Genomic DNA, 23,557 nt, shown 5'->3' on the forward strand with positions numbered 1-23,557 from the left:
GCCCAAATTTTCTGCCCGACCGGTTGTGCCCACAATATCATCCATGATTAACGCGCCAACGAAGCCAAATTTCACAAACTCTGCACACTTACGCTGGACACAAGCGACAGTAACTATCGGTAAACGATGTCAGAATACAGAATGGCCTAATTGCTGATTTTTAAACAAGCGTCCTGTGCCAAACCAGTTTGCTCAATATTTCAACATCTCGCTCAGCCATTCAAATCTGACGCGAGGCATGCTAAACTAATCAACATACGAAGTGAGGCGAACAATTTGAAAAACACGCTAAAAGAACGGTGGATCGGCCTGGTTGCGGGCTTGTTCATCAATGCGTTCGGGAATGCGATGTCCATTTCCGGTAACATGGGTAGCGGGGTCTGGTCAGCTTCCGCGGTGAACTTACATAACTGGACTGGTGTCAGTCTGGGCTTGATTTTGACCTGTATCGGAATCATCAATGCGTTAACCAACCAATTCTTGATTCGACGCTTTGATCCCAAGCGGTTAATTGGCGAAGTGATTTTCGTGATGTTTTACGGCTCGTTTGTCCAATTCTTTGCGGGTTGGCTAGACGGCTTAGGTGCGAACACCGCTTCAATTCCAGTGCGGATTCTAATCAGTGCCGGTGGGGTTGTGGTCTTCTGTGTCGGCATTTCACTCTACCAACGGGCCAACATCGTGATGCACCCCAACGATGACACCACTAACATTCTGCGGTTCATGTACGTTAAGGGCAACGCAACTGCCTCACAACTGTTGGACTTTGCGCCACCGATCATTGTGATCATCATCTCCTTCTTTGCGACTGGCCAAATTTTATCAGTCAACGTGGCGACCGTGTTCTCAATCTTATGTAATGGCATTTTGATTGCGACCTCGGATAAATTGATCTGGCCGCATTTGACCCATAACTTCCGGGTGAAACCTTCGGGGGATGGGACGCCGACGGTTTAAATTACTGGTATTTGGTTCAACCGTAAATAAAAATGTGATACAAGCTGCCACCATTAGCTGGCAACCTGTATCACATTTTTTAATCTCCACAGACTTTCAATAGCTAGTTACTGTTCAACACCACGCTTAAAGGTTTTCAGAATTAACCGTTCATCAATTGAGCGTCCTCGCTCAGTTACGCTCCATGGTGAACCTTCTCGATGCGTTATTCGGCTTAACTCAACTGCCGTCTTATCACCATAATCGGTATCAATTTCACTTAATAACTCGTTAATTTCAAAATCACTCGCTATCAGCGCATAATCATCATAAGCGCTATCTTCAAGTTTATTACCAACAATTCCTGTTCGTCCCTTAAAACATTGATGAACCTCTTCAACAACTGGTCCGTATGGCATAGCGATTATGTTTGAGTTAAATAATTTTTGGTTGGTTCGTTGTGCATATCTGCCAAACGCAAAATAAAGTAACTTAACAACTTTCATCTGGGAGAGTTCCTCAACGTTTTTATCAATCAAACTATCGAAATGATTTTTTACTCGAAACCAATTAGCCAGTTGAACCGATGAATACCCTGTAACACCAGTCAATTTATTATTAGAATCGTCATTGGCTGAATTCAGCTGTTTATTAGGATAAAGGACATCAGTAATTTTATGTCGAATCGGCAACGGAATATTATTTTTATCTGCCTTGATAAAACTCTGGAGACTGTTATCGTCGTTCATTAATAATTTTAGTAGTCGATTATGCGCCGTTGTTGGAAACGCGCCCGCTTCATAAAGTGCAATTGTGTTTGGACTAACGCCGATTAACTTAGCAAAATCTCTTTGACTTAACATCAATCTATGCCGAAACGCTTTAATATCGACTGGCGAAACGATATCAAATTCATGTCGATACATATCATTCGCGATTTCAACTGCTTGATCATCAAGAACCCGGTCATCAACCAATTCACCCGTAACAACATCAAAACGCGCAGGCGCAGTTACAGTATACGAATGGCCTTTAATATCAAACGTATTCGTGTAATCTTTTAAATAAGTATCACTCATGATGCTTTCCTCCTCAGTTGTATAGGCTCGGATGAAATGAGATAAACCAGATAAGGGTGTTATTGTTTTTGAATTTAAACTTGATGTAATACTGCTCACCAAATTGAGTTTCAAATACCCAGGCAAATTCACCGCTATAATCAGGATTGCGATCTTCTTCATATTTGACAAAATCAGTAATTTTTAACTGTCTCATGATTTCTTTAGCCAATGCGTTACTAATCGGCTGGGCATGCATTGCGCGACGCTTAGAAATTTGAAATCGATCATTTTCCATTAGGTATTTAGCTAACGTAAGTGCTTCGGTTTTATTCATAAACTTTTCCATCTGTCTTCTATTTACCTATAGTGTAGCGTATTCCTCTAACATCTGCTACTAAATAGTAGCATAATCAGTACATCCGGTTCATACCCGATAATCTGTACCGCTTTTACCATTTTTAAAGATTTATTGCATTTCACGTCATAGAACCAAATAATCGATAAAACGTCCCAGTAATATCATTAAAACTCTGAATGATATCCCTGAGACGCTTTATTTCGCTTTTTAATAACTTGTCACGCTACTTCAAGAATCCATGCTCCAATATCCGATACTCATCCTGAATTTGCCGAATAATGGGTTCAAAATCCTCAATTTTGGCTTTCGGGTGCTGCTGCATAAACTGCTGTGCATCGCCGAAGACCTGGTCCGCTACCGCTGATAATAAGCGTTGCAGCGTGCCACGATCCACATCGTCTCGAATCGGCATTCGGTCAATGACGGGTTGCTCTAGCTCCAGCATGCCCATCGTGGTTTGATTGCGCCACAATTCGGCAATCTCGCCCTGAATCTCTTCCGGCAAACTGCCCAGTTCACCAAACGAGCGTACCGAAAGCGTAAACTCATCCGGAGACTGTAACTGTAATTCGATTTTATAGCGGACCGCCCGTTCGATCATATCACCTAAGTCATTGGCGTCGCGCCACACACTGAAGTCCGCAATCGACGTCAGGTGCTCAATCACGTATTCTACCGCGGCCAAATACAGGTGGCCTTTGTCACCAAAATACCGAAACACGATGCCCTTCGACACGGACGCTGCTTTCGCAATGTCGGCCGTTTTCGCCTGAAGGTAGCCGTTTTCTGCAAAGATATGGGTGGCGCTTTTCATGATCCGGTCAACTTTTTCTGGATCCTTGGGTACTTCTGGGTTTAGGGCTAACATCACAACGTCCTTTCTTAAATTGGGTTAGTTTTCAATCAAATCCCGCCGACGGTACAGGCTGTAACCAATCAAGACCAGCACACAGCTGACTACGACCAGCAAGCCCACTTGATCCCACTGTACCGTGTGTAGCGGTACTTTGCGGATCCAGCCAAACGGGGTTACTTTCTTCGTCCATTCTGGGAAGTCCAAGAGACCGCCCAAGTAAATTGATAACAGGGCGTAAATTGGGAGAATCCACGCCAACTTCTGCAAGCGAGGCAGCAAACCAACAACAACTGCCGCAATCCCGACCGTCATTAAAATGGCTGGCGCAAAGCCCCAAAAGGCGCGCATCAACCGCCCGACACTAAAGGCGTGCTTCATGCCCTGACTGCCAATTGCCATCCCAATGTTGCCGGCAAACAAGGTCAGTAATCCTGAGACTGTTGCCACTAAGCTATAGGCACCGAACAACTGGAACCGAGAGACTGGCCGAGCGTGCATCGATTCCAACCAGCCCTTTTGCTCGTCACTATTTAACCGAAGCAACGTGGCAATCACCGGGACACTCGCCCCAATCGCCATCACCGTTGCCATCATTGATGCAAATTCCAAGGTCATCGTCCGGCCAGCAGCCTGAGCTGCCGCGGGGCCGATAATCTTAACGACCATTGGACTACTATTCATCATATCACCAATTGTATCAAATAATGACCCCATGCTGGCGCCGTAAATGAACAGGCCAATAACCCACGCAATCAAACTCGTGCGTTCCAACCGGAAAATTAAGCTAGTCGGGCCGGCTAAAAAGGCGCTAGCGTGAGCACGACCGGGCCGGTCTGGTAACAGGCCACTGCCTAAGTCCCGTTGTGCGCTGACCACGAAGGTGATAACTAAGACAACGGCTGCGAGGGCAATCATGTACAGTGCCGGAAACCAGTTATTTTTACCATAAACGCCGAGTTTTTCAACCCAGCCGAATACGGTCCACCAAGTGTAGTCGGTATTTTGCACGTCGGTTAACGCTCTTAGAATGTACAGGATACCAAGTAAGCTGTAACTCATTGTTGTAGCACCACGGGCGTCGCTGGCGAGTTGGGCGATCAGTAGCGTGAAGGCGCCAAACATCAGGCCGCAAGCGGCTAGGCCCATGCCAAACAGCCAGTTACCAGTCGCATCGGCGCCGTCCATGTTCATCGCTTGCAATGTAACGCTCATGAGGACGCCGTTTAGCAAGTTGATGATGATTAACTCATACAGCGTAGCTAACAGCGAACTCTGACGACCAACACTGTGCGCCCGCACCATTTCTAACACGCCGTTGTCCTCTTGGGTTCGGGTGTTACGGATGGCGAAGTAGATGTTCATAACGGCCATAATCAGCCCCATAAACACCATCATCGTGGCTGAGAAAATTGACGCTGTGCTGGCAGACTGGGTGGCCTTGAACGGCCCAAACATCGCCGCCATCGCAGGCGTGTCCATCGTATGAACCAATGATGCGACCGCTTTGTCATTGCCAGTCAGACCGATGATTTTGCTGGCACCAGAAGCGGCACCGCCAACGATCCCTAACAACCAAATTAAGATGGCAATTCGGTCCCGACGCAAATACATCCGCGTCAGGTAACCGGTTTGCGCGGTTTCTTGGTTACGCTTCATGAGAATCGCCCTCCCCCTCAGCGTTGTAGTAACGCATAAACAGGTCTTCAAGTGTTGGTGGCGTGCTTTGCAGGGTCACGATTTGGTAATCCGCCAACTGACTCATCACGGCACCCACCTGAGCCGTATCCACCGCAAAGGTCGCTTTGTTGGTCGTTGTGGCGTCTGGCGTAAAGCCGTGAACACCTGCTAACTGGGCCACTGCGTCGAGTGGTTGCTGGGTAGCGACCGTGATTTGCGTCCGGGTCAACTGACGCATTTCGTCCAGCGTCCCGGTTTCAACGATCTTACCGGCTTTAATGATGCCGATTCGGTCACACATCCGCTCCACTTCAGACAAGATATGGCTAGATAGTAGCACGCTCTTGCCGGCTTCTTTCAGCGCCAACACATGCTTCTGGAAAATCTCTTCCATCAACGGATCCAACCCACTCGTTGGTTCGTCAAAGATGTAAAAATCAGCTTCGGTTGAAAATGCCGCGATCAAGGCGACCTTCTGCCGGTTCCCCTTCGAATAGGTCCGCGACTTCTTCTTAGGATCAAGCTCAAACTCTTTAATTAACTCATCCGTCTTCGCAGTGTGCTTTTGATGATTCAACTTCAACAAGAAATCGATCATTTCACCACCAGTCAGGTTCGGCCACAAATAAACGTCACCGGGCACGTAGGCGATTCGGTTATGGATCGATACGGCCTGCGACCACACGTCTTGCTTAAAAATCGTCGCTTGGCCACCACTCGCCTTTAAGATTCCCAACAGCACCCGGATCGTCGTCGATTTACCCGCGCCGTTTGGCCCGATAAACCCGAAAACTTCCCCCGCGTTCACGTCGAACGTAATGTCGGATAACGCCTGAAACTTACCAAAGTGTTTTTGTAAATGCTGAATGCTTAATACCGTTTGTGTCATTGTGAATCCCTCCTATGGGGAGCGGCAGTTGGGTCGCTCAACCAGGTTGTATTTTGATTTCACCGATAGTATAAAGCTCGTTGACTCGTAAGTCAATGACTCGTGAGTCAATAAATTCGATTATGACATTTTGATTGGGTTTAAAGGTTGGTTTAACGGTGTTTAAACGACTTGTATTTATCGATTTTTGGTTGAATTTTAATCTGGATTTGGTGCTAATTTGTCGGCTATATTGATCAGGATTGAACTGGGTTTCTTGACTTAAAATCAATTAAATTTTTTAATGAACTTCGAGACTGTTATCTAGCCTAAACGCGATGCAAAACTCAGGTCCCGGCCATGTAAGGCAGTGAAGCCGCAAATTCCAGGATCGGGAATTCACGGCTTCACTGCCTTACATTCTGGGACCTAACCGAGTTTTGCATCGCTCTGTTCTCTTGACTTACACCCCCCTCTAACCTGTACACTAAACTCATCCATGAAAAAAGAAGGTTTTGGACTATGACAATTCCAAACGTATTACTCAACGATGGCCACCAACTGCCAATGATCGGTCTGGGGACCTACCAGATTCGTGGCGGTCAAGGGATCGACCAAATCGTTTCCGCCATTCATGATGGCTACCGGGCCATTGATAGCGCCACAAACTACGACAACGAAGGCATCGTGGGCGAAGCCATCCGTCGTTCCGGGGTGCCTCGCAGTGACCTCTACGTCACGTCAAAATTACCCGGGAAATACCACCACTATGACGACGCCTTGATGGCGATTCAAGAATCACTAGCGCGGATGGGGCTGGACTACTTCGACCTCTTCTTGATTCACTGGCCACTGCCAAAACGTGACCACTACGTTGAAGCTTGGCAGGCCTTGATTGCGGCTCAAAAGCTGGGGCTCATCCGGTCAATCGGAGTCTCCAACTTCGAACCCGAACACCTCGACCGCATCATTACCGAAACCGGCGTTACCCCAGCTGTGAACCAAATCGAGATTCACCCCTACTGGATCAACGCCAAGAACGTGCAGGCCAACGCTGACCTTGACATCGTGACGGAAGCTTGGAGTCCCTTAGGTCGCGGCAGTGCCGTATTGCAAGAACCACTCATTCAAAAATTGGCAACTAAGTATGGGAAGAACGTCGGTCAAATCATTCTGCGTTGGCACACGCAACGCGGCATCGTTCCAGTTCCTAAGTCGAGTAGCTTAGTGCACCAACGTTTGAATTTGGACCTCTTCGACTTCGAATTAAGTCCAGATGAAATGACCGCCATCAACGGATTAACCAAACCAGATGGTCGCACAACCAATCAAGATCCCAACGAATACGAGGAATTTGATTAATTGTGTAGATTTTCACAACTTTTTTGAGCTAAACCATTGACTTCCAGAATTGGAGGCGTTATTATAGCTACAATTCAAAGAGGAGGTGATGCTGTTTGGCAAATGGAATATGTCTTATGGCATCAGCTACGGAGACTTCAGTTAACTAGCTGATGTATATAAGAGAGGCCCTACGAAATTCTCGTGGGGCTTTTTATATTGAGTGTGAAATAAAAACGGGCGTCCCCTTTATACCGCCATTAGGCAGACTCGCCAATTTCAGGAAGCCCCGAAACCAAAGTAACCGCAACACACATCGCTAACACTTCTCAATCCAGTCCAACTCCAATAACCACAGTCATTCAACCCATAAAAATTACCTTCATCAAACATAAAAACCTACTATATTAATCCCTCACATCTCCACGTCACAAAAAATGATGCTAACGGTCAACTCCAATAACCGTCAGCATCATTTTTTATTCATTATTCATTTCACAGTCTATCCACGCTGCACTTCCGTCGACTGCGTCACATCATCCGCATCAATCGTCGACACGTGCGACGTTTCGATCATCCGCCAGTAAACGAACAACGATACCAGCGTTGCGAAGGCCACGTACCAGAAGAACAGTGATTCCAAGTTAGCTGCCCGCAACCACAAGGCCACGTACTCCACGGTTCCACCAAAGATAGCAACCGTCAGGCCATAAGGGAAGCCAACGCCCAGCGCCCGAATTTCAGTTGGAAACAGTTCTGCCTTTACGATGGCGTTAATTGACGTATACCCGGACACGATGACAACCCCAGCCAACATCAAGAAGAAGGCCGCCCAAGCGGACTTCACGTGCGCCAATAAGGTGAAAATCGGCACCGTGAACAACGTGCCACCAATCCCGAACCACAACAGCAGTGGTTTCCGGCCAATCTTATCTGACAAGTGACCGAAGATTGGTTGCAGGATCAGCATAATCAACAGGGCGAAGAAGTTGATGACAGAGACCACCCGGGTATTTAACCCCGTCGTGTTGATCATGAACTTTTGCAGGTAGGTCGTGTAGGCGTAGAAGCAGATCGTCCCACCAAAGGTCAAACCAACCACCGTGAAGAACTGCTTGGGGTACTGGAACAGTAACGTCAACGTCCCAGCCTTCTTGCTCTTCTTATTTTTCGCGGTAAACTGGTCAGATTCTTCCATCGATAACCGCAACCAGAGTACGCCCACAGCACCAAAGGCCCCGATTACGAACGGAATCCGCCAACCAAACGCGTATAGTTGCGCATCCGTCAGTAGGCGTTGCAACACGATTTGAACCAACAGAGCCACCAATTGGCCTGAAATCAGCGTCACGTACTGGAACGATGAGTAGAACCCGCGCCGTTTAGGTGACGCCATTTCTGACAAATACGTTGCTGAAGTTCCGTACTCACCACCCAGTGACAAGCCTTGGAACAACCGGGTCAGCACCAAAATAATCGGTGACCAGATGCCAATCGTCCGGTACGCCGGCGTCACCGCAATGATCAGTGACCCCACCGCCATAATCGAGACTGACAACGTCAAGCAAGCCCGCCGACCATGGCGATCCGCAAACCGGCCCATGATAAATGAGCCCAGTGGTCGCATCAAGAAACCAACCGCAAAAACTGCCGCCGTTGACAGCAACTCTGCCGTTTTATTCTCTGAGGGAAAGAACGCCACTGAAAAATACACCGCAAATGACGCATACACGTACCAATCAAACCATTCGATCATGTTGCCCAGCGAGCCCTTAAAAATGTTCGCTGCAATTTGTCGTTCACTTCGTTTAACCGTTGGATTATCCATATGTACCGGCACCTCCCAAAAACATTAAAATTAGATTAGAGGATATTCTAATCTAATTTGGCTAATTATTCAAGAAACGACTATTTATTATTTTCGGCAAAAGTGGTCTAAACCCTTGTCACTAACGGCTAAAACGGTCTCAAAAAAATTTTCAATTTAGGATAAAAACCAGTTCAAATTAGAATTCAAAATAGTTCGTGAAATTACATTGAACGGTCATCAAATAGTGTCTATAATAGCTTGCAAAGCATTTCTACGAACAAATTATCTCAAATGTGTTCTATTTGTTCGTGGTTATAAAACCGAGTCAACCAAGAGTTGGGGATACAGATCGTAACTTCGGCTCTTTTTTCATACCCGACGCTTTTAATTCAACTCAAAGTGAGGCGACGACCCATTTCGTTTTCAAGAGTAATTGCAGGTTCTTTTTTTACACCACTATCCGCAACTGAAGTGGCGTTTCAACAGCACCAACTGATTTGTTTTGACGAGAGTGGTTATATCGCCCGCCTAATTGATTCATCTGAAGCCGATTATGCATCGGTCAAACAAGCGGCCGCCAACGCCGAGACGTTGACTGAACTCCGCGATGATCAGTACGTGCTTCCCGGCTTCATCGACCTTCACATTCATGCGCCCCAGTGGCCCAATGCCGGTCTTGCATTAGACCGACCGCTAAATGAATGGCTCGATACTTACACCTTCCCATTAGAGGCCAAGTATCAGGACACTGATTTCGCCAAATTGGTTTACGCAGACCTTGTGCATGAACTGTTGGCCAACGGGACCACCACCGCGCTGTATTTTGGCACGGTGCACAACCCAGCAAACCTGGAACTGGCTAAGGCTTGTATCCAGAATGGTCAACGGGGGTTCATCGGCAAAGTGGCCATGGACAACCCCGACCAGACGCCCGAGTACTACCGAGATGCGTCAGCTACCAGCGCGGTTGCCGACACCGAACAGTTCATTCAACAGCTGACTGAACTGAACCGAACGACCGACCTCAAACAAACGCCGGTCATCACACCCCGCTTCGTGCCAAGTTGCACCCCAGAAAGTCTCGCTGGTTTAGGTGATTTAGCCCGCAAATACGATTTGCCGGTTCAATCCCACGCCAGCGAAAGCGACTGGGAAGACGGCTACGCCCGGGAGCACTATCACATCCGCGATGCTGAAGTGTTAGACCGTTACGGGTTATTGACTGATAAGGCAGTGATGGCGCACGGCACCATGTTGAACGAGGCTGACTACCAGTTATTTGCCGACCGACAGACCGCCATCGCGCACTGTCCTATCTCAAACGTCTACTTTGGTAACGCTGTGTTGCCCGTTAAGCGGGTCATGGCGCACCACGTGAAGTTGGGCCTCGGCACCGACATTTCCGGTGGGTATTCACCGAGTCTCTACCAAAACATCCGTCAAGCCGTTCTGTCCTCAAGACAGTTGACTGACGGCGTTGACAATCAACTATCACCAATTAACCGCGGGGTTGCCGATAGTGCAATCGGCCTTCGAACCGCGTTTTACCTCGCAACTGTGGGCGGTGCTGAAAGTTTGCACCTCAAAACTGGCAGAATCGCCCCCGGCTACTTAGCCGACTTACAGGTCGTCTCGCTATCGACCCCCATTCCACCTGATAGCGCCTCGGCCATCTTTGAAAAGCTAATGATTCAAACGACTAAGCACACGATTGATCATGTATTTGTTCAAGGAAAAACTGTCAAATAAAGGGAGAATAAACTAAATTATGAACCGCAAACAAAATGGCTTACTGTATGGACCAGAAGACAAGTTACCCGTTGTGCAATCCGGCTTTTTAGGCTTGCAACACGTGTTGGCGATGGACGTTTACGTCGCACCGATCATCATGGCGGGACTGTTATCGATGGGCGCTGCGCAAAAGACCGGCTTCTTACAAGCCGCCTTTATCGCGTGTGGGATTGGAACGATCTTACAAACCAGATTCTTCATGAAGCTGCCCGTTTCACAAGGACCATCCTTCGTTCCCGTTGGCGCCGTTGCCGGCATCTACCTCGCAAATGGCGGGGCTCATGGCGGTATGGCGACGGTATTAGGGTCATTAGTCGTCGGTTCGTTCTTACTGATTGCATTAGGGGTTTCCGGCGTCTTCCAAAAGGTGATCTCCAAACTCGTGCCAGCCATCGTTGGTGGGACGATCATCACCTGCGTGGGACTATCACTTTTGCCCGGTGCTTTAAACGACAACATTTTTGAAGCAACCGGTAACGTCAACCAAAACATTATTATTGCTGGGACCACCGGCGTTGTCATGTTAATTGCCATTATTTTGAGTCTCCGGGTCCCACAACTGAAAAAAGCGCTCAAGGTCAGCTCCATCGTGATCGCCTTGATCGTCGGTTCAGCCGTTGCGACCGCTATGGGCCGCTTCGACTGGTCAACGGTGCAACAAGCTCATTGGTTCAGTTTACCTAAATTCACCTCACTGCATTACGGCTTGAACTTTAACGTTCCTGCTATTCTGACCTTCGTTGTCATCTACTTGGTCTTAACGACTGAAACCACCGGGACCTGGTTCGCCATGAGTGCCGTTACCGGTGAAAAGATCAGTAAAAAGCAGTGGAACATGGGCATCATTGGTGAAGGCCTCAGCTGTTTGATTTCAGCCCTATTAGGGGCAACGCCAATGACTGGTTACTCAACCAACGCCGGCGTTGTGTCCGTGACTGGGGTTGCCAGCAAGCGGGTCTTCGTTTCTGCCGGAATCTGGTTCGTGATCCTTGGTTTCTGCGGTAAGTTATCGGCCTTCTTCGCAGCCGTTCCTGCCCCCGTTATCGGTGGCGTTTACTCCATCATCTGCGTCATCATCATGTTAAACGGCTTGAACGTGATCCGTGACTTGAAGACCAGCGAAAGTGCCATCTACGTGATCGGCATTCCAATCGTGTTGACCATGGCTCTCGTCTTGATTCCAAGCAAGGTCGTGAGTGAAGCACCACAAATGCTTCAGTACCTGTTGGGGTCACCAATTACGATTGCAGCCATCAGCGCAATTATTTTGAACTTAGTCATGGGCAGCAAAGCGCCTGCTGAAGCAACTGAAACCAAAACTGAGTCAACTTCTGAAACTGCCGCTCAGGTCACTGGGCGTTAATTGATAAAGTTTAAAGGGTATCACCCGGGAAATATTACCGGGTGGTACCCTTTTTGCGTGTCGTTATTTTTGTTAGAATGACCACCCAAGAAACGTGGTCGCCAACCACCAAAGCAAGCCGCCACCTAGCGCTAACCCGATAATGGCCCCCAAGATTGCCTGGGAAATAACCCGAATTTGGGAAGCTTTGTCGTGCGCTTGCACCGGCTCGTTATTGAGATAAGCCGCAATCTGCCGCATCGTGTGTAGTTGGAGACGTTTGGCAGTTAAGCTCCCTATCACGATCAACGCAATACCAATCGTTGTGAACGCCCCGATCAACAGCGCACTGATGACCGGCGATAACCACCGTTGACTCAAAAACGCTAAATAAGTCGCCACGATACAGCCGAGAACCCCAATCATCAACCAACGCGTCCGCTGCTGCATGCCCCGGCGTTGGATTTCTCCCACATCATCATGGATCAACACATCCACCGTCGTATGATAAATCGTCGCCAACAACACCAAACTCTGCACATCTGGATACGTCTTGCCCGTTTCCCAGTTGGAAATCGTCTGCCGAGACACGTACACCTTCTCCGCCAACGCTTCCTGAGACAACCCGGCCTGCTTTCGGTATTCAACCAATACGCTCCCTAACCGCATGGTGCTCACTCCCCTTCGTTGCCTTTATTATGACAGGTATGAGGGATGATTGCTGTCAAAATTCTTGGTCATCGATGACTTATGCTTGTGTCCAGCGTAAGCATTTTTCTGTTCAGTTTGTGAATTGCGGTGATTTGCGTGGACTTACGATTCCGGTAAGCAGCTAGGTTCCTGCTGTGGGGCCGGCCTGAGCCGAAGGGCGGTCTCAGGCCTCGAATTCAAGCCTCGCCAAAACCCGTGCGAGTCTTGAATTCGTCCCCGATAATTGGTGGTTGTTGAAAGATCATTAACAACCACCAATTATCGCGACACAGCATCCACCTAGCCGCTTACCGGAATCTTACATTGACGCAATTCGCCACTGTTGTAGAGCATCTCAAGTGCTTAACTGCACGGTTTACGGCAGTATTGCAACGACTATCGTTGATTCAACAAACAACAGAATTGAACATCAATCAACACTTCAGAATCGCAATGGATGTCTGGAGGTGAACGTAATAAGTCCACGCAAACATGATGCACGACTGACAGATTTAGTATCACGCAATCATTGATTCATTGTGGTTGCCGAATATTGACCACAATCGTTTCTTGCGGTTGCTGAGTTATCATCTAACGTTGCTATCGCGCAGTTTCATCAACTTCAGAATGTGACAGTCAGCTGTTTTGTTACCGACAACGTACTATGTAGCGGGAGGCGGAGGCGCGCGAGGCTCAGCAGTGTCGGTATGACTAAAGCAGTCGTAGTCCGTGGGGTTCGGGCTACGACTGCTTTAGTCATACGCGGGTCCGGAGAGATCCGGCACGGAAGTGGTCTTCTTCCGTTCCTAGCTCGTAGGCCCGCCACTGCGTTCCAGCCTCGCATAGCGCCGGAGCCTCCCGCGGCACCCTCCCACTATATAAAACCAGAATCACTGAATTTCACAAGCTAAACATGCTTACGCTGGACACAAACGACAGCAAAAAACACACTCACTAAACAATCAGCAAGTGTGTTTCAATTCAAGCCTATTCAGTTACCGGCACAGCGTTGACAAACGCCTTGAACGCGTCAAAGCACTGTTCCAAAAACGACACCGTCCGGGCATCCGTCAGGTTTTGTTCCTCGTCAAACTGCTTCTTGGCAAATCCCAGCATAAACTGGTGACCGGACAACACCCGCGCGTTAACGCCGGGTGAGTTCAAAATTTCGCGAAGTTGGGTTTGTGCAAACGACGTCCCCTGTTGACCCAGCGAAGTGCCAATGACCATCACGGCCTTATCGGTCAACGGGTGGGCAGCATACGATAACCATTCGATGCAGCTCTTCAAGCAAGCTGGAATCGAGTGATCGTATTCCGGTGTCGCAATGATGACGCCATCCGCGGCTTCGATTGCGGCTGCCAAGTCCATGACACTGTCTGGCGCATCATGAATGTCCTCATTGAATAGTGGCAAGTCCTGTATTTCACGAACTTCAATTTCGACTTCTGGGCCGAAATGGCGAGCCATGTACTGCAACAAGATCCGGTTATAGGACTGACTGGCATTGTTCCCGACTAATCCAATTAACTTCATGCTGTCACCCCTGCTTTGGCGTAGGCGGCTGCGTGCTTACCTGAGTTGCGGCCTGAGTAGAAGGCGTAACCCACACAAGTGCCGGGCATGTTAGGACCGTAAGTGTCACCAGTCAAGCCGGCAGCGTCGTTCCCAGCGGCGTATAAGCCAGCCACCGGCAAGCCGTTTTCAGCTAACACTTCGTTGCTGGTCGTAACTTGTAAGCCACCCATAGTGCAGAACGCACCAACGTTTAACTTGAAGCCGTAGAATGGGCCTTCTGCAACCTTAACCAAGTATTCAGCGTCTTTCCCAAATGCCTTGTCATCGCCGGCTTCACAATAGTCGTTGTAGTCCGTGATGGTCTTGGTCAATTGGTCAACTGGCACGTTCATTTTTTCGGCTAATGCTTCGATGGTATCAGCTTTGAAAATGAATGGCTTGTTGGCTGCAACAGCGCCATCGATTTCAGCTTGTAACTTGTCCATCTTTTCGCCACGCTTAACGTAAACGCCCAAGCCCATGAAGTTCCCGTCTTTGGCCATCTTGTCGATCACGCCTTGGTCCAAGATGCTGTAAACTTGGTTTTGGGTGTACAGTGCGTTACCCGCGTATGAGAAGTTATAAACAACGGATTCATCCACGAACCGTTCGCCGTGTTCGTTGACCCACAGCAGTGGTTGTTGGCCAGCAGCCGTGTTCATTTGTGAGGCCATGAATTTAAATGAAGGTTCGTCTGGATCCTTCAAGTAACCACCAAACAGCATGGCCATCCCGGTCCCGTACTGCTTTGCGCCGGCCTTCCAGCCTAATTGCAGGCCATCACCGGTTCCCTTACCAGAACTAACTGGAATCAACCGTGACGTGTCGTACTGGGTCAACTTAGCCATCATGTCGGGGTTGTTCAAATACCCACCGGCAGCTAACACAACTGCGCTCGTAGCAACGTCTTGCGTCTCTTGACTGGCTTCATCGCGAATCGTCACACCGTTAATGGCACCATCGGCATCCTGGTGAAGCGCAATAGCGGTCGTCAACGTCCGGACTTCAACGCCTAACTTTTCTGCTTGAGGTAAGAGCGCATCGTGTAACACGGATTGGCCCATGCCTTCGTAGATGTGCCAAGTGGCTTCACCGGCACCCATGGCTTGAACGCCTTCGTATTTAACGCCTTGGTCCTTTAACCATTGGACGGTGTTGGCACTGTCATCCACGTAGTTGCGCCAGATGCGAGAATCGGCCTTGTACTTCGAGTATTCGACTTCTTCCTTCAACACATCGGTCCCAGAAACCTTGATGCCCTGTTCCTTTTGCAAATACGAATCAACCGCAAACAGGCCTTCGGTGTAGTTACTGCTACCACCTGTGTGACGGCCCTTTTCCAACAGTAGCACTGAAGCGCCGTGTTGGGCAGCTTCTAACGCAGCACTGGTTCCGGCGGCACCGGTGCCGACAACGACAACATCATAGCGTTCTTGTTTGGTAAATGACATGGATGAGTCCTCCTGATTGGTAAGTGTATTAGTGAGCATTTGACGCTAAAAAAACACATCCGTATAATGGATGGTAATCGTCACTCACTTGATTTCTCCTCAATCATACCGAGTCGGGTGACGGACTTAAACCGCCGAATTGTTCCCCAGGCGAACTTTTAGTTCTACTAAAGTAGGTGACTTCTTATCGATATTAACCGGCTCCAAACGTTTCTTAAAGTTGCTCAGTATGGCAGTTTTAAGCAAGTTGCTGAACGTGAATTCATTTCGCAACGCGCCATTTCCAAACAAATTACCCAGTTAGAGGTCGAACTTGGGGTGACGTTGTTTTGGCGAGGAAAAAACAAAATTACGCTTACGCCCCAAGGACACCTCTTTCTGTCTTCCGCGCAAGACATTGTGAATCATTACGTGAGTGCGCTTACAGATTTACAACAATTTAACGATACCCAGCATACATTACGAGTGGGCTATTTTTCCGCTTTCGAGCAACCACTCCTGCAGCAACCACTGTTTACGCTACTAAAGGAAGTTCCAGATCTGTCATTGACCGTCACAGAAGGGAGTAACGAACACCTGACCCAGAGTGTCCGCAATGGCAACCTCGACTTAGCGTTGTCCATCAGCTACGGAAAATCCGCGGTTGAAACGACCTCCGAGCTGGTCTCACAGTCGCTGTTCGAAAGTACCATGGTGATGGGGGTTAGCACGTTGAACCCGCTCAGTCAAAAGGCCGAACTGCTGCCTGAAGACCTGACCGAACGCCCGATTCTCTACTACAGTCCCGAAAGTTCCACTTTTTTGCTGGAGAGCTTTCTCGCTAGTATGAGTTTTCTCCACGACTACGACCAGATTCAACGGGTCAGCAGTGCGGAACAGATGCACATGTTAGTCGCGTTGAACCAAGCGTTCGCGTTTTATCCTAGTGGGTTAATGGCTGACAACCAACAGAGTGCTGATGGTCAGGTGCGGTATTTACCAATGGCGGGTGACGTGTCGCAGGCTTATCAGATCGTCGCGTTGCATAACCCGGGAAATGCGAACCCGATGTTGAAGCGGTTGTTAGCGATTATGAGCAATGAAAAAGACGAGTCAATACACCGGTAATTGCCGGCTCTGTTTTGTTTATCATCACCTTTATCGTGGCATCTCTACCCTCACACCAGTATTTAACCGTCGGCGGCGCTATAATAAAGCTGTCGTTGTTACAACAATTACGATCATTGGGGGAAAATTACATGATTAAAGCAAAGCACCTACTGTCTGGTTCGTTAGTCCTAGTCGCACTCGTTGGTGGCCTAGCCGTCATCGAGACGCAGCAACCCACCACCGCTAGTGCCGTTACTAAGGGTACGCCCAAAGCACTCCGCGGCAAGTTTCAGTACAATCTGCCAAAACATTCCGCCCTCGGGTTCGGCGAAATCATTACCATTAATTCCAAATACCTAATTGACCAAGCTTCCGGCATGCCTCAGGTTAAGGTTAAAAACACCTACTACGTCAAGCGTGGCAAGTACTACCACCTCAAGGGCACCGGTATCAAGTCCGGCATGTACTTGGGTGGTACTGAGAACTACATGATCTACCGTAAGGGGAAGTACCTGAAACTGGCACCCTACAGCTATTACCAAAAGCACGGCTTTAAGCATACTGAGACTGCCCATCTGATTAAATAAGCAGCCTCATCATCTGGCCTAAATCGGGTTCAAACCAGGTAAAACAAAAGTGACGTTGCCTTTCCATAAACGAAGGACAACGTCACTTTTATTTATATTCCGGGACCTAAACGCGGTTTGGACGACGCTTCTTTTTAACCGTTGGGACCCGGTGCACCGCCCACGCCTGTAGAAACGCGGTGGCTAGAATAAATAAGCCACCCAGCATCTCCGGTAAGCCGAACGCCGTATGTAGAATAAGGATCGACAACACCGTTGCGGTGAGGGGTTCGAATGAACTCAACATCCCCGTTGTTGCCGGCAAGATGTACTTGAGACTCTGCAGGTAAAGCATGTACGCCAGCATCGTCCCAATCGTTGCCACAAACAACACCGCACCCCAGCCCAACGCGGATAAATGTGGCATTGGGCTGATCACCACGTGGGGCGTAAACGCCACACTGCCAACTAACATCGCCCAACCGGTCACTAGCTTAGCATCAAACTGCTTCAGTAAGCGAATCGGTGTCAACGTGTACAACGCCTGACCGACCGCGGCCATCACACCCCAGAAAACTGCAATCGGGGCTAGCTCTAGGCTGTCAAACTGGCCCTTGGTCACCAACAGGTAAGTGCCGAACAAGGCGATCGCCATCGACACCACATCGATTCGTCGTGGCAGCCGCCAGTGCGCAATGGCGAGGTAAGCGATGATGAAGAGTGGTCCGAGGAACTGCAGAATGGTGGCAGTTGGCGCATTGCCGTATTTGATCGCCATAAAATACGAAAACTGGGACGGAATCATGCCGCAAAACGCGAACACTACAATCATCACGGCGTCTTGCCAGTGCCGCCAGACACCGAAAACTTCCTTGGGCGACGTCACCAGACCCCAAACAATCAGCAAGACGCCCGCAATGAAGAGTCGGACGCCAACTAACCACATCGGTGTGACCGTCGTTTTTGTGAATAGGTACTGCGCCGCGACCCCCGACATGCCCCAACAAGTACAACCTGAAACCGCCAACCACAGGCCCTTTGTTTTATCCGTCATCCGTGCCACCTCACTTTCTAAATTAAAATGTCATGAGTATCAGTTTAGAAAGTTTTGGCGCCAAAGTAAACCCCCTTCTAATATTTCTATCACGGGCTCACCATTTCGCGCTGTTTTGAGTTGCGCAACCACGTTAAAACGTTGTTAACTCGCCGATTATCGGCGCAACTGTCGGTGGCAAAAAACGCATCAGCAAATCGCGTGCATTTTCCCCACCCGTCCGTGATAATAAAGATAACAACAACTTATAGGAGGACGACACGATGCTACTAGGACAACGCATCAAAACAGAACGGGAAAAGTTGGCTTGGACGCAAGACGTTCTCGCTGATAAGCTCAATATTAGTCGTCAAGCGATCTCCAAGTGGGAACTGGGCACCGCCTATCCAGACGTCGAACGGCTCGTTCAGATGAGCGACCTGTTCCAAGTCAGTTTGGATAGTTTGGTAAGGGGCGTTGATGCACCAGCATCGCCAGTAACTACCGCACCAACTACCCCTACCATACCAGAACACCACATGAATTTCTGGGAGTTTGCGGCCAAATACTGGTGGTTGATTTTCGCAATTGGTGGTTGGCTGACGTGGTTTGTGCCGGAGATCGTGCGGGCATTTAAATAAATTGATTTTAGAATTCAAAAAGGCTAGTCGCTAAATATCTCAAAAGAGGTATTCAGGACTAACCTTTTTATTTCTCAATTTTCACGCTAACAATGCGTTACTTCGACGCCCGCGTATAATCCGCAAAGCCCGCCATGTGGTAGGCGACCCCAGTTAGCTTGTCGTTAACCAAGTGTGATTCCTTCACGTAGTACAACGGAATGATCCCGGCCTGTGACTGCAACCGCGCTTCCGCGTGACGCAGATTTGACCAGTAAGCCGCCGTTGTTGTGGCCGACTTGGCCTTTTCCACGTAGTTGTCGTAAACCTTATCACTATAGTGACCCGGGTTCATGGCATTGCCACTCGTTAAGATGCCCAAGTAGTTGATTGGATCCGCAAAGTCCGCCAACCAGTACCACTGACTCATCGCGAATTTCCCAGTCGTTTTAAGATCCTGGAAGCCCTTGTCTGGTAAGTTGTTGATATCGACCTTGGCACCCTTGAGGTTTTCTTGGACCTGACTCTGAACAAATTGAGCCACGTTTCGGGTCACGTCTTGGTCGTCACCAATAATTGACAATTTGACCGTGCCGCTGATGCCGGCTTCTTTAAGCCCTTGCGCCCACAGTTGCTTAGCCCGCGTCACGTTCCGCGCCGTGCTGGTACTAGTTTCGGCACTGAAGTCCTTGCCAGTCGTTGGATCAGTTGCCGTTCCCGGACTGACAAAACTGCTGGCAGCGGTAGAACCATCCGCTAAGACTTGGTTCACTAACTGACGCTTGTTGATGACCAACGAGAGTGCTTCACGCAACTTTTGGTTCGCCAATGGTTGGCCGTTACGTTGGTTCAACTGTAAGTAGTAGGTCCAAGCCTTTGGTACCCGCTTCAAGTTTTTGTTGCCTTGAAGGTTCTTCGCCGTCACCCCAGAAATCGTGACGTCGTCCAGTTTACCCGAAGTGAACAGGTTATGCGCAGTATTGGCGTCCTTAACCGTTTGATAGTTGATCTGATCCAGCTTAATCGCCTTTTTGTCCCAGTAGTAGTTGTTTTTAACCAACTTGTAACTGGAGTTAGTCCCAGTCCAGCCACTGATCTTAAAGGCGCCGTTAGACACGGTGTTGGCTGCGTTGGTCCCGTATTTTTTAACCCCAACCTTTTGCACGAAGGTCTTGTCCTGCGGCATGAAGACTGGCATGGCGACCAGTTTGTTGAAGTAAGCCATCGGGTGGTCCAGCGTGATCGTCAGCGTCCGCTTGGCCGTTGCCTTGATGCCCAGTGTCTTGTAAGACTTCTTACCGGCAATAATGGCATCGGCGTTCTTGATACCACTAAAAACATAGGTGTACACCGGATTGTTGGCCGGATTGAGCGACCGTTTCCAAGAATATTCAAAGTCGGCGGCCGTTACCGGGTCACCGTTGCTCCACTTGGCCGTTTTACGGATGTGGAAGGTGTACTTCGTTCCGTTATTCGTTGGCTTTTCCACTTGGGTTGCCATAGCAGCCACCGGTTGATCCTTGTCATTCAAGCGGTACAACCCTTCCGAAATGTTCGTTAACGTGTTGAACTCCGGCATCGTTGCCTGATTCGTGTTATCCAAACTAGTCAGGTCGGACGTCTGCATCAGTGAAATGCTTTGCTTACTTGACTGCGTACTGCTCTTTCCACAGCCAGCTAAAACCAGTCCGGCGATTAAGACCGCCGTACCAGCGATGAGGCCCCTAAATTGTTTCAAAATGATTCCCCCACTTTCGTTTAACCATTGCGTTGTCTTCATCTTACCGAACTCATCGAGATTTGGCCAATCATCTCTATCGCGTGATTGAAATTTTTTATCACGGTACCCGTTTAAAGTCGAAATCATCTGTGGAACAACACTCATGACATGACCACGGGGCGTGACTGCTTTCAATCGATGATTAGCTTTCAAGGTAAAGTGACCGGTTTTAAGGACTATCGGATTCAACCAGATTGAAACGGAACCTCACACGTCAATATAACTAATTATTCATATATAAAATGACTATCCATTCGATTAAAATTAAATTAGCTAACAATTAAATCTCACTGAAACATTAATTTAACAGGGATAGTAGTGAATTCGCCTCAAAGTTTTTGTCGAATTTTCTAATTATTTTTTAATTTAGTTATTGAATATTTTACCGTTTAGTGGTTAAATAAACTCAATTAAAAGGAGTGAGTCTATGGATAAACATTCGGATACAAATGTTGATGGCACGAAACGGACTTTATCTAACCGACACGTTCAAATGATTGCGCTTGGTGGCACGATTGGCACTGGTCTCTTCTTAGGGGCAAGTACGTCAATTACTAAAACTGGGCCGTCGATCATTTTGGTCTATTTGATTATTGGCTTCTTTTTCTTCTTAATGATGCGCGGTATTGGCGAAATGCTCTACCAGGACCCGTCACAACATACGTTTATTGCGTTTATTAGTCGTTACTTGGGGCAACGCACCGGCTATTTTGCGGGTTGGACCTACTGGATCGGGTTAATCTTTGTCGGCATGGCTGAGTTAACGGCCGTTGCCACTTACGTTCAGTTTTGGTTCCCCCATGCAGCTAGTTGGGTGATTCAAGTCATCTTCCTAGCTGTGTTAACCAGCGTTAATTTGATTGCCGTCCGACTCTTCGGTGAAGCTGAATTTTGGTTTGCGATGATTAAAATCGTAGCTATTCTGGCAATGATTGCCACCGGCGTCTTCATGGTATTTTCTCAATTCAAAACACCGACTGGTCAGGTCAGCTTGAGCAATCTGACGACCGGCTTCACGCTCTTTCCAAATGGTATTCACAGCTTTATCGGCGCATTTCCAATGGTGTTCTTCGCGTTTCTCGGCATGGAATTCATCGGCATCACCACGGCGGAAACGAAGAATCCGCGACACGTTTTACCTAAAGCAATCAACGAGATCATCTACCGAATCTTACTATTCTACATTGGTGCGTTACTCGTCATTATGATGATTTATCCTTGGCACAGTCTCTCAACGAACCAAAGTCCGTTCGTCCAAGTTTTCGCGTTAGTTGGGCTAAAAGCAGCGGCCGCGGTCATCAACTTCGTGGTTTTAACCTCTGCCGCTTCATCACTGAATAGCATGATCTACTCATCCGGACGTCACTTCTATCAACTGGCCACTGAATCACACGGCCCACTGATGCGCCATTTCAAAACGATTTCAACGCACGGTGTTCCGGCCAACGGCATCTTAATTTCAGCAGTCTTGATCCTATTTGCCCCAGTGATCAGTGCGTTGCCGGCGGTGTCAAATGCCTTCAGTTTGATCACAGCCGCCTCCAGCGACCTCTACCTCATTGTTTACGCCCTCACAGTCGTTGCCCACTATCGCTACCGCCAATCAACGGACTTTATGCCAGACGGCTTCCTGATGCCCGCCTACAAGGTCCTTGATCCGCTATTGATCGTCTTCTTCGGCGTCATCTATCTTAGCCTCTTCTTCGATGCCAGCAACCTCGTTCCTGCCGTTTTAGGTATCGTCTGGTGTGCCGGCTTCGGGTTCTTCGCATCACGGGAGAAATCAACGGTGCCGACAATGTCGACGGAGCGGTAGGTTGAAACTTGTTCATGGTTAAATAATTAAATGACTAATATTTGAAAAAACTAATGAGAATTGTCGCTTCCTGATTTGGAAAGCCACAATTCTTTTTTGCGTCATTTTAGCATCAACGCTGTCTTAGATTCCCTGAGTTTTAGTGTCCAAGTGATATGCCATTCAAAAATATGCTCAGCGCCAGACTAATTCAGCGCTTCTTAATTTTCGTCAGCGCTTCTTAATTTTCGCTCGCCTTAGCCATCATTTAGCCCACCGTTACTCTTCCAAACGCTATCGTGGCAATCATTACCAAACTTGGGTTTCACGCTTTCAACTACCACCCACTAAAGTAGGTGGATTGAAACAGCGGTAGTTATGGAGCAGCAATCTTCTTTCGTGTTTAACCGTTTCGGAAGCATTCCTGATCGATAATCAATCTACCTAACCGTTTCCGCTTGCTTAGATACAGCACTGCCTCAGTTATCGTTCAACTTTGGTCTGACACGCTAATTACCTATTTACGGGGTTACCCCCAGCCATTTGGAGTCGGAATCCGGAGTTGCCACGGCACCGATGGATTATTCATGGAACTTAAGCTTCTTGAAGCAACGCTAATCCCTTATTTTTAATGTTGATGGCGGCATTATGGTCACGAATATGAAAAACATGACAGTTCGGACAACGCCATTCTTCTTGGCCTAGTTTAACTTGATGATTAATCGCCTGACAGCAATGGCAACGTTTGGTCGTATAAGCCGGATTAACCGTGATATAGGTTCGGCCATATAAGTCAGCTTTATACTCAAGCTGACTAATGAAGGTACGCCAGCCCACATCACTGATACTCATCGCCAGGGCATGATTTTTCAACATATTCTTCCCGCGTAGTTCTTCGGACACGATCAAATCGTGGTTCTGGATCAGTACCGTGGA

20 protein-coding genes are annotated in these 23,557 nt (G+C 48.3%); 8 read left to right on the forward strand and 12 right to left on the reverse strand.

Annotation, left to right across the window (positions count from 1 at the left end; genetic code table 11):
* Positions 1-309 precede the first annotated feature (309 nt).
* The gene (locus tag ACYVR3_RS10230) at positions 310-957 is read left to right on the forward strand and encodes a DUF6198 family protein (protein ID WP_461244186.1); all 648 of its coding nucleotides are present in this window, start codon (positions 310-312) and stop codon (positions 955-957) included.
* Between the two features lie 107 nt (positions 958-1,064).
* On the opposite strand, the gene ACYVR3_RS10235 is transcribed toward ACYVR3_RS10230, so the two are convergent.
* From ACYVR3_RS10235 to ACYVR3_RS10255, 5 genes are all read right to left on the reverse strand, one after another.
* On the reverse strand, positions 1,065-2,015 hold the full coding sequence (locus ACYVR3_RS10235) for a type II toxin-antitoxin system antitoxin SocA domain-containing protein (RefSeq protein ID WP_461244168.1): 951 nt from the start codon (positions 2,013-2,015) through the stop codon (positions 1,065-1,067).
* A gap of 13 nt (positions 2,016-2,028) precedes the next feature.
* Positions 2,029-2,331 carry a type II toxin-antitoxin system MqsR family toxin gene (locus ACYVR3_RS10240; protein ID WP_461244169.1) on the reverse strand — a complete coding sequence of 101 codons (303 nt, stop codon included), beginning with the start codon at positions 2,329-2,331 and terminating at the stop codon, positions 2,029-2,031.
* A 247-nt stretch (positions 2,332-2,578) separates the two neighbouring features.
* Positions 2,579-3,223: a TetR/AcrR family transcriptional regulator gene (locus tag ACYVR3_RS10245; protein WP_461244170.1), complete on the reverse strand. Its 645-nt coding sequence runs from the start codon at positions 3,221-3,223 to the stop codon at positions 2,579-2,581.
* A gap of 24 nt (positions 3,224-3,247) precedes the next feature.
* The gene (locus ACYVR3_RS10250; protein ID WP_461244171.1) at positions 3,248-4,867 is read right to left on the reverse strand and encodes an ABC transporter permease; all 1,620 of its coding nucleotides are present in this window, start codon (positions 4,865-4,867) and stop codon (positions 3,248-3,250) included.
* Entirely contained in the window at positions 4,857-5,777 is a 921-nt protein-coding gene (locus ACYVR3_RS10255) for an ABC transporter ATP-binding protein (protein WP_461244172.1), read from the reverse strand. The genes ACYVR3_RS10250 and ACYVR3_RS10255 overlap by 11 nt, the downstream gene beginning before the upstream one ends.
* Positions 5,778-6,278: 501 nt before the next feature.
* Here ACYVR3_RS10255 and ACYVR3_RS10260 point away from each other — a divergent pair.
* The gene (locus ACYVR3_RS10260; RefSeq protein WP_461244173.1) at positions 6,279-7,118 is read left to right on the forward strand and encodes an aldo/keto reductase; all 840 of its coding nucleotides are present in this window, start codon (positions 6,279-6,281) and stop codon (positions 7,116-7,118) included.
* 481 nt (positions 7,119-7,599) lie between these two features.
* On the opposite strand, the gene ACYVR3_RS10265 is transcribed toward ACYVR3_RS10260, so the two are convergent.
* The gene (locus tag ACYVR3_RS10265; protein WP_461244174.1) at positions 7,600-8,925 is read right to left on the reverse strand and encodes an MFS transporter; all 1,326 of its coding nucleotides are present in this window, start codon (positions 8,923-8,925) and stop codon (positions 7,600-7,602) included.
* A 453-nt stretch (positions 8,926-9,378) separates the two neighbouring features.
* Between ACYVR3_RS10265 and guaD the strand changes: the two genes are divergently transcribed.
* Both guaD and ACYVR3_RS10275 read left to right on the forward strand, forming a co-directional pair.
* A complete protein-coding gene (gene guaD / locus ACYVR3_RS10270; protein ID WP_461244175.1) occupies positions 9,379-10,656 on the forward strand; it encodes a guanine deaminase in 1,278 nt (425 codons plus the stop codon).
* 19 nt (positions 10,657-10,675) lie between these two features.
* Positions 10,676-12,061: a uracil-xanthine permease family protein gene (locus tag ACYVR3_RS10275; protein ID WP_461244176.1), complete on the forward strand. Its 1,386-nt coding sequence runs from the start codon at positions 10,676-10,678 to the stop codon at positions 12,059-12,061.
* Between the two features lie 72 nt (positions 12,062-12,133).
* Here ACYVR3_RS10275 and ACYVR3_RS10280 read toward each other — a convergent pair whose 3' ends face one another.
* From ACYVR3_RS10280 to ACYVR3_RS10290, 3 genes are all read right to left on the reverse strand, one after another.
* Positions 12,134-12,709, reverse strand: coding sequence for a helix-turn-helix transcriptional regulator (locus ACYVR3_RS10280; RefSeq protein WP_461244177.1), 576 nt, complete (start codon positions 12,707-12,709; stop codon positions 12,134-12,136).
* A gap of 1,008 nt (positions 12,710-13,717) precedes the next feature.
* A complete protein-coding gene (locus ACYVR3_RS10285; RefSeq protein WP_461244178.1) occupies positions 13,718-14,266 on the reverse strand; it encodes an NADPH-dependent FMN reductase in 549 nt (182 codons plus the stop codon).
* Positions 14,263-15,738, reverse strand: a complete 1,476-nt coding sequence (locus ACYVR3_RS10290; protein ID WP_461244179.1) for an FAD-dependent oxidoreductase — start codon at positions 15,736-15,738, stop codon at positions 14,263-14,265. Before ACYVR3_RS10290 ends, ACYVR3_RS10285 begins: the two co-directional genes overlap by 4 nt.
* A gap of 192 nt (positions 15,739-15,930) precedes the next feature.
* On the opposite strand from ACYVR3_RS10290, the gene ACYVR3_RS10295 reads away from it, so the two are divergent.
* A complete protein-coding gene (locus ACYVR3_RS10295) occupies positions 15,931-16,845 on the forward strand; it encodes a LysR family transcriptional regulator (RefSeq protein ID WP_461244187.1) in 915 nt (304 codons plus the stop codon).
* 131 nt (positions 16,846-16,976) lie between these two features.
* Positions 16,977-17,414: a hypothetical protein gene (locus tag ACYVR3_RS10300; protein WP_461244180.1), complete on the forward strand. Its 438-nt coding sequence runs from the start codon at positions 16,977-16,979 to the stop codon at positions 17,412-17,414.
* Between the two features lie 106 nt (positions 17,415-17,520).
* Here ACYVR3_RS10300 and ACYVR3_RS10305 read toward each other — a convergent pair whose 3' ends face one another.
* Positions 17,521-18,447: an EamA family transporter gene (locus tag ACYVR3_RS10305; RefSeq protein WP_461244181.1), complete on the reverse strand. Its 927-nt coding sequence runs from the start codon at positions 18,445-18,447 to the stop codon at positions 17,521-17,523.
* Between the two features lie 263 nt (positions 18,448-18,710).
* On the opposite strand from ACYVR3_RS10305, the gene ACYVR3_RS10310 reads away from it, so the two are divergent.
* Positions 18,711-19,067 carry a helix-turn-helix domain-containing protein gene (locus tag ACYVR3_RS10310; RefSeq protein WP_461244182.1) on the forward strand — a complete coding sequence of 119 codons (357 nt, stop codon included), beginning with the start codon at positions 18,711-18,713 and terminating at the stop codon, positions 19,065-19,067.
* A gap of 97 nt (positions 19,068-19,164) precedes the next feature.
* Here ACYVR3_RS10310 and ACYVR3_RS10315 read toward each other — a convergent pair whose 3' ends face one another.
* A complete protein-coding gene (locus ACYVR3_RS10315; protein WP_461244183.1) occupies positions 19,165-20,784 on the reverse strand; it encodes a peptide ABC transporter substrate-binding protein in 1,620 nt (539 codons plus the stop codon).
* Between the two features lie 469 nt (positions 20,785-21,253).
* Here ACYVR3_RS10315 and ACYVR3_RS10320 point away from each other — a divergent pair, with 469 nt between their 5' ends.
* Entirely contained in the window at positions 21,254-22,642 is a 1,389-nt protein-coding gene (locus ACYVR3_RS10320) for an amino acid permease (protein ID WP_461244184.1), read from the forward strand.
* A 573-nt stretch (positions 22,643-23,215) separates the two neighbouring features.
* Here ACYVR3_RS10320 and ACYVR3_RS10325 read toward each other — a convergent pair.
* On the reverse strand, positions 23,216-23,557 hold a 342-nt coding region (locus ACYVR3_RS10325), incomplete at its 5' end, for an RNA-guided endonuclease InsQ/TnpB family protein (protein ID WP_461244185.1).

The sequence above is a fragment of the Secundilactobacillus muriivasis genome (genome assembly GCF_054785195.1).

What these genes read in the sequence shown, in the direction of transcription:
- ACYVR3_RS10275 (WP_461244176.1), top strand. Translation starts at nt 10,676, where the DNA reads ATGAACCGCAAACAAAATGGCTTACTGTATGGACCAGAAGACAAGTTA.
- ACYVR3_RS10240 (WP_461244169.1), bottom strand. Translation starts at nt 2,331, where the DNA reads ATGAATAAAACCGAAGCACTTACGTTAGCTAAATACCTAATGGAAAAT.
- ACYVR3_RS10235 (WP_461244168.1), bottom strand. Translation starts at nt 2,015, where the DNA reads ATGAGTGATACTTATTTAAAAGATTACACGAATACGTTTGATATTAAA.
- ACYVR3_RS10285 (WP_461244178.1), bottom strand. Translation starts at nt 14,266, where the DNA reads ATGAAGTTAATTGGATTAGTCGGGAACAATGCCAGTCAGTCCTATAAC.
- ACYVR3_RS10260 (WP_461244173.1), top strand. Translation starts at nt 6,279, where the DNA reads ATGACAATTCCAAACGTATTACTCAACGATGGCCACCAACTGCCAATG.
- ACYVR3_RS10300 (WP_461244180.1), top strand. Translation starts at nt 16,977, where the DNA reads ATGATTAAAGCAAAGCACCTACTGTCTGGTTCGTTAGTCCTAGTCGCA.
- ACYVR3_RS10305 (WP_461244181.1), bottom strand. Translation starts at nt 18,447, where the DNA reads ATGACGGATAAAACAAAGGGCCTGTGGTTGGCGGTTTCAGGTTGTACT.
- ACYVR3_RS10250 (WP_461244171.1), bottom strand. Translation starts at nt 4,867, where the DNA reads ATGAAGCGTAACCAAGAAACCGCGCAAACCGGTTACCTGACGCGGATG.
- ACYVR3_RS10320 (WP_461244184.1), top strand. Translation starts at nt 21,254, where the DNA reads ATGGATAAACATTCGGATACAAATGTTGATGGCACGAAACGGACTTTA.
- ACYVR3_RS10245 (WP_461244170.1), bottom strand. Translation starts at nt 3,223, where the DNA reads ATGTTAGCCCTAAACCCAGAAGTACCCAAGGATCCAGAAAAAGTTGAC.
- ACYVR3_RS10255 (WP_461244172.1), bottom strand. Translation starts at nt 5,777, where the DNA reads ATGACACAAACGGTATTAAGCATTCAGCATTTACAAAAACACTTTGGT.
- ACYVR3_RS10290 (WP_461244179.1), bottom strand. Translation starts at nt 15,738, where the DNA reads ATGTCATTTACCAAACAAGAACGCTATGATGTTGTCGTTGTCGGCACC.
- ACYVR3_RS10265 (WP_461244174.1), bottom strand. Translation starts at nt 8,925, where the DNA reads ATGGATAATCCAACGGTTAAACGAAGTGAACGACAAATTGCAGCGAAC.
- ACYVR3_RS10310 (WP_461244182.1), top strand. Translation starts at nt 18,711, where the DNA reads ATGCTACTAGGACAACGCATCAAAACAGAACGGGAAAAGTTGGCTTGG.
- ACYVR3_RS10280 (WP_461244177.1), bottom strand. Translation starts at nt 12,709, where the DNA reads ATGCGGTTAGGGAGCGTATTGGTTGAATACCGAAAGCAGGCCGGGTTG.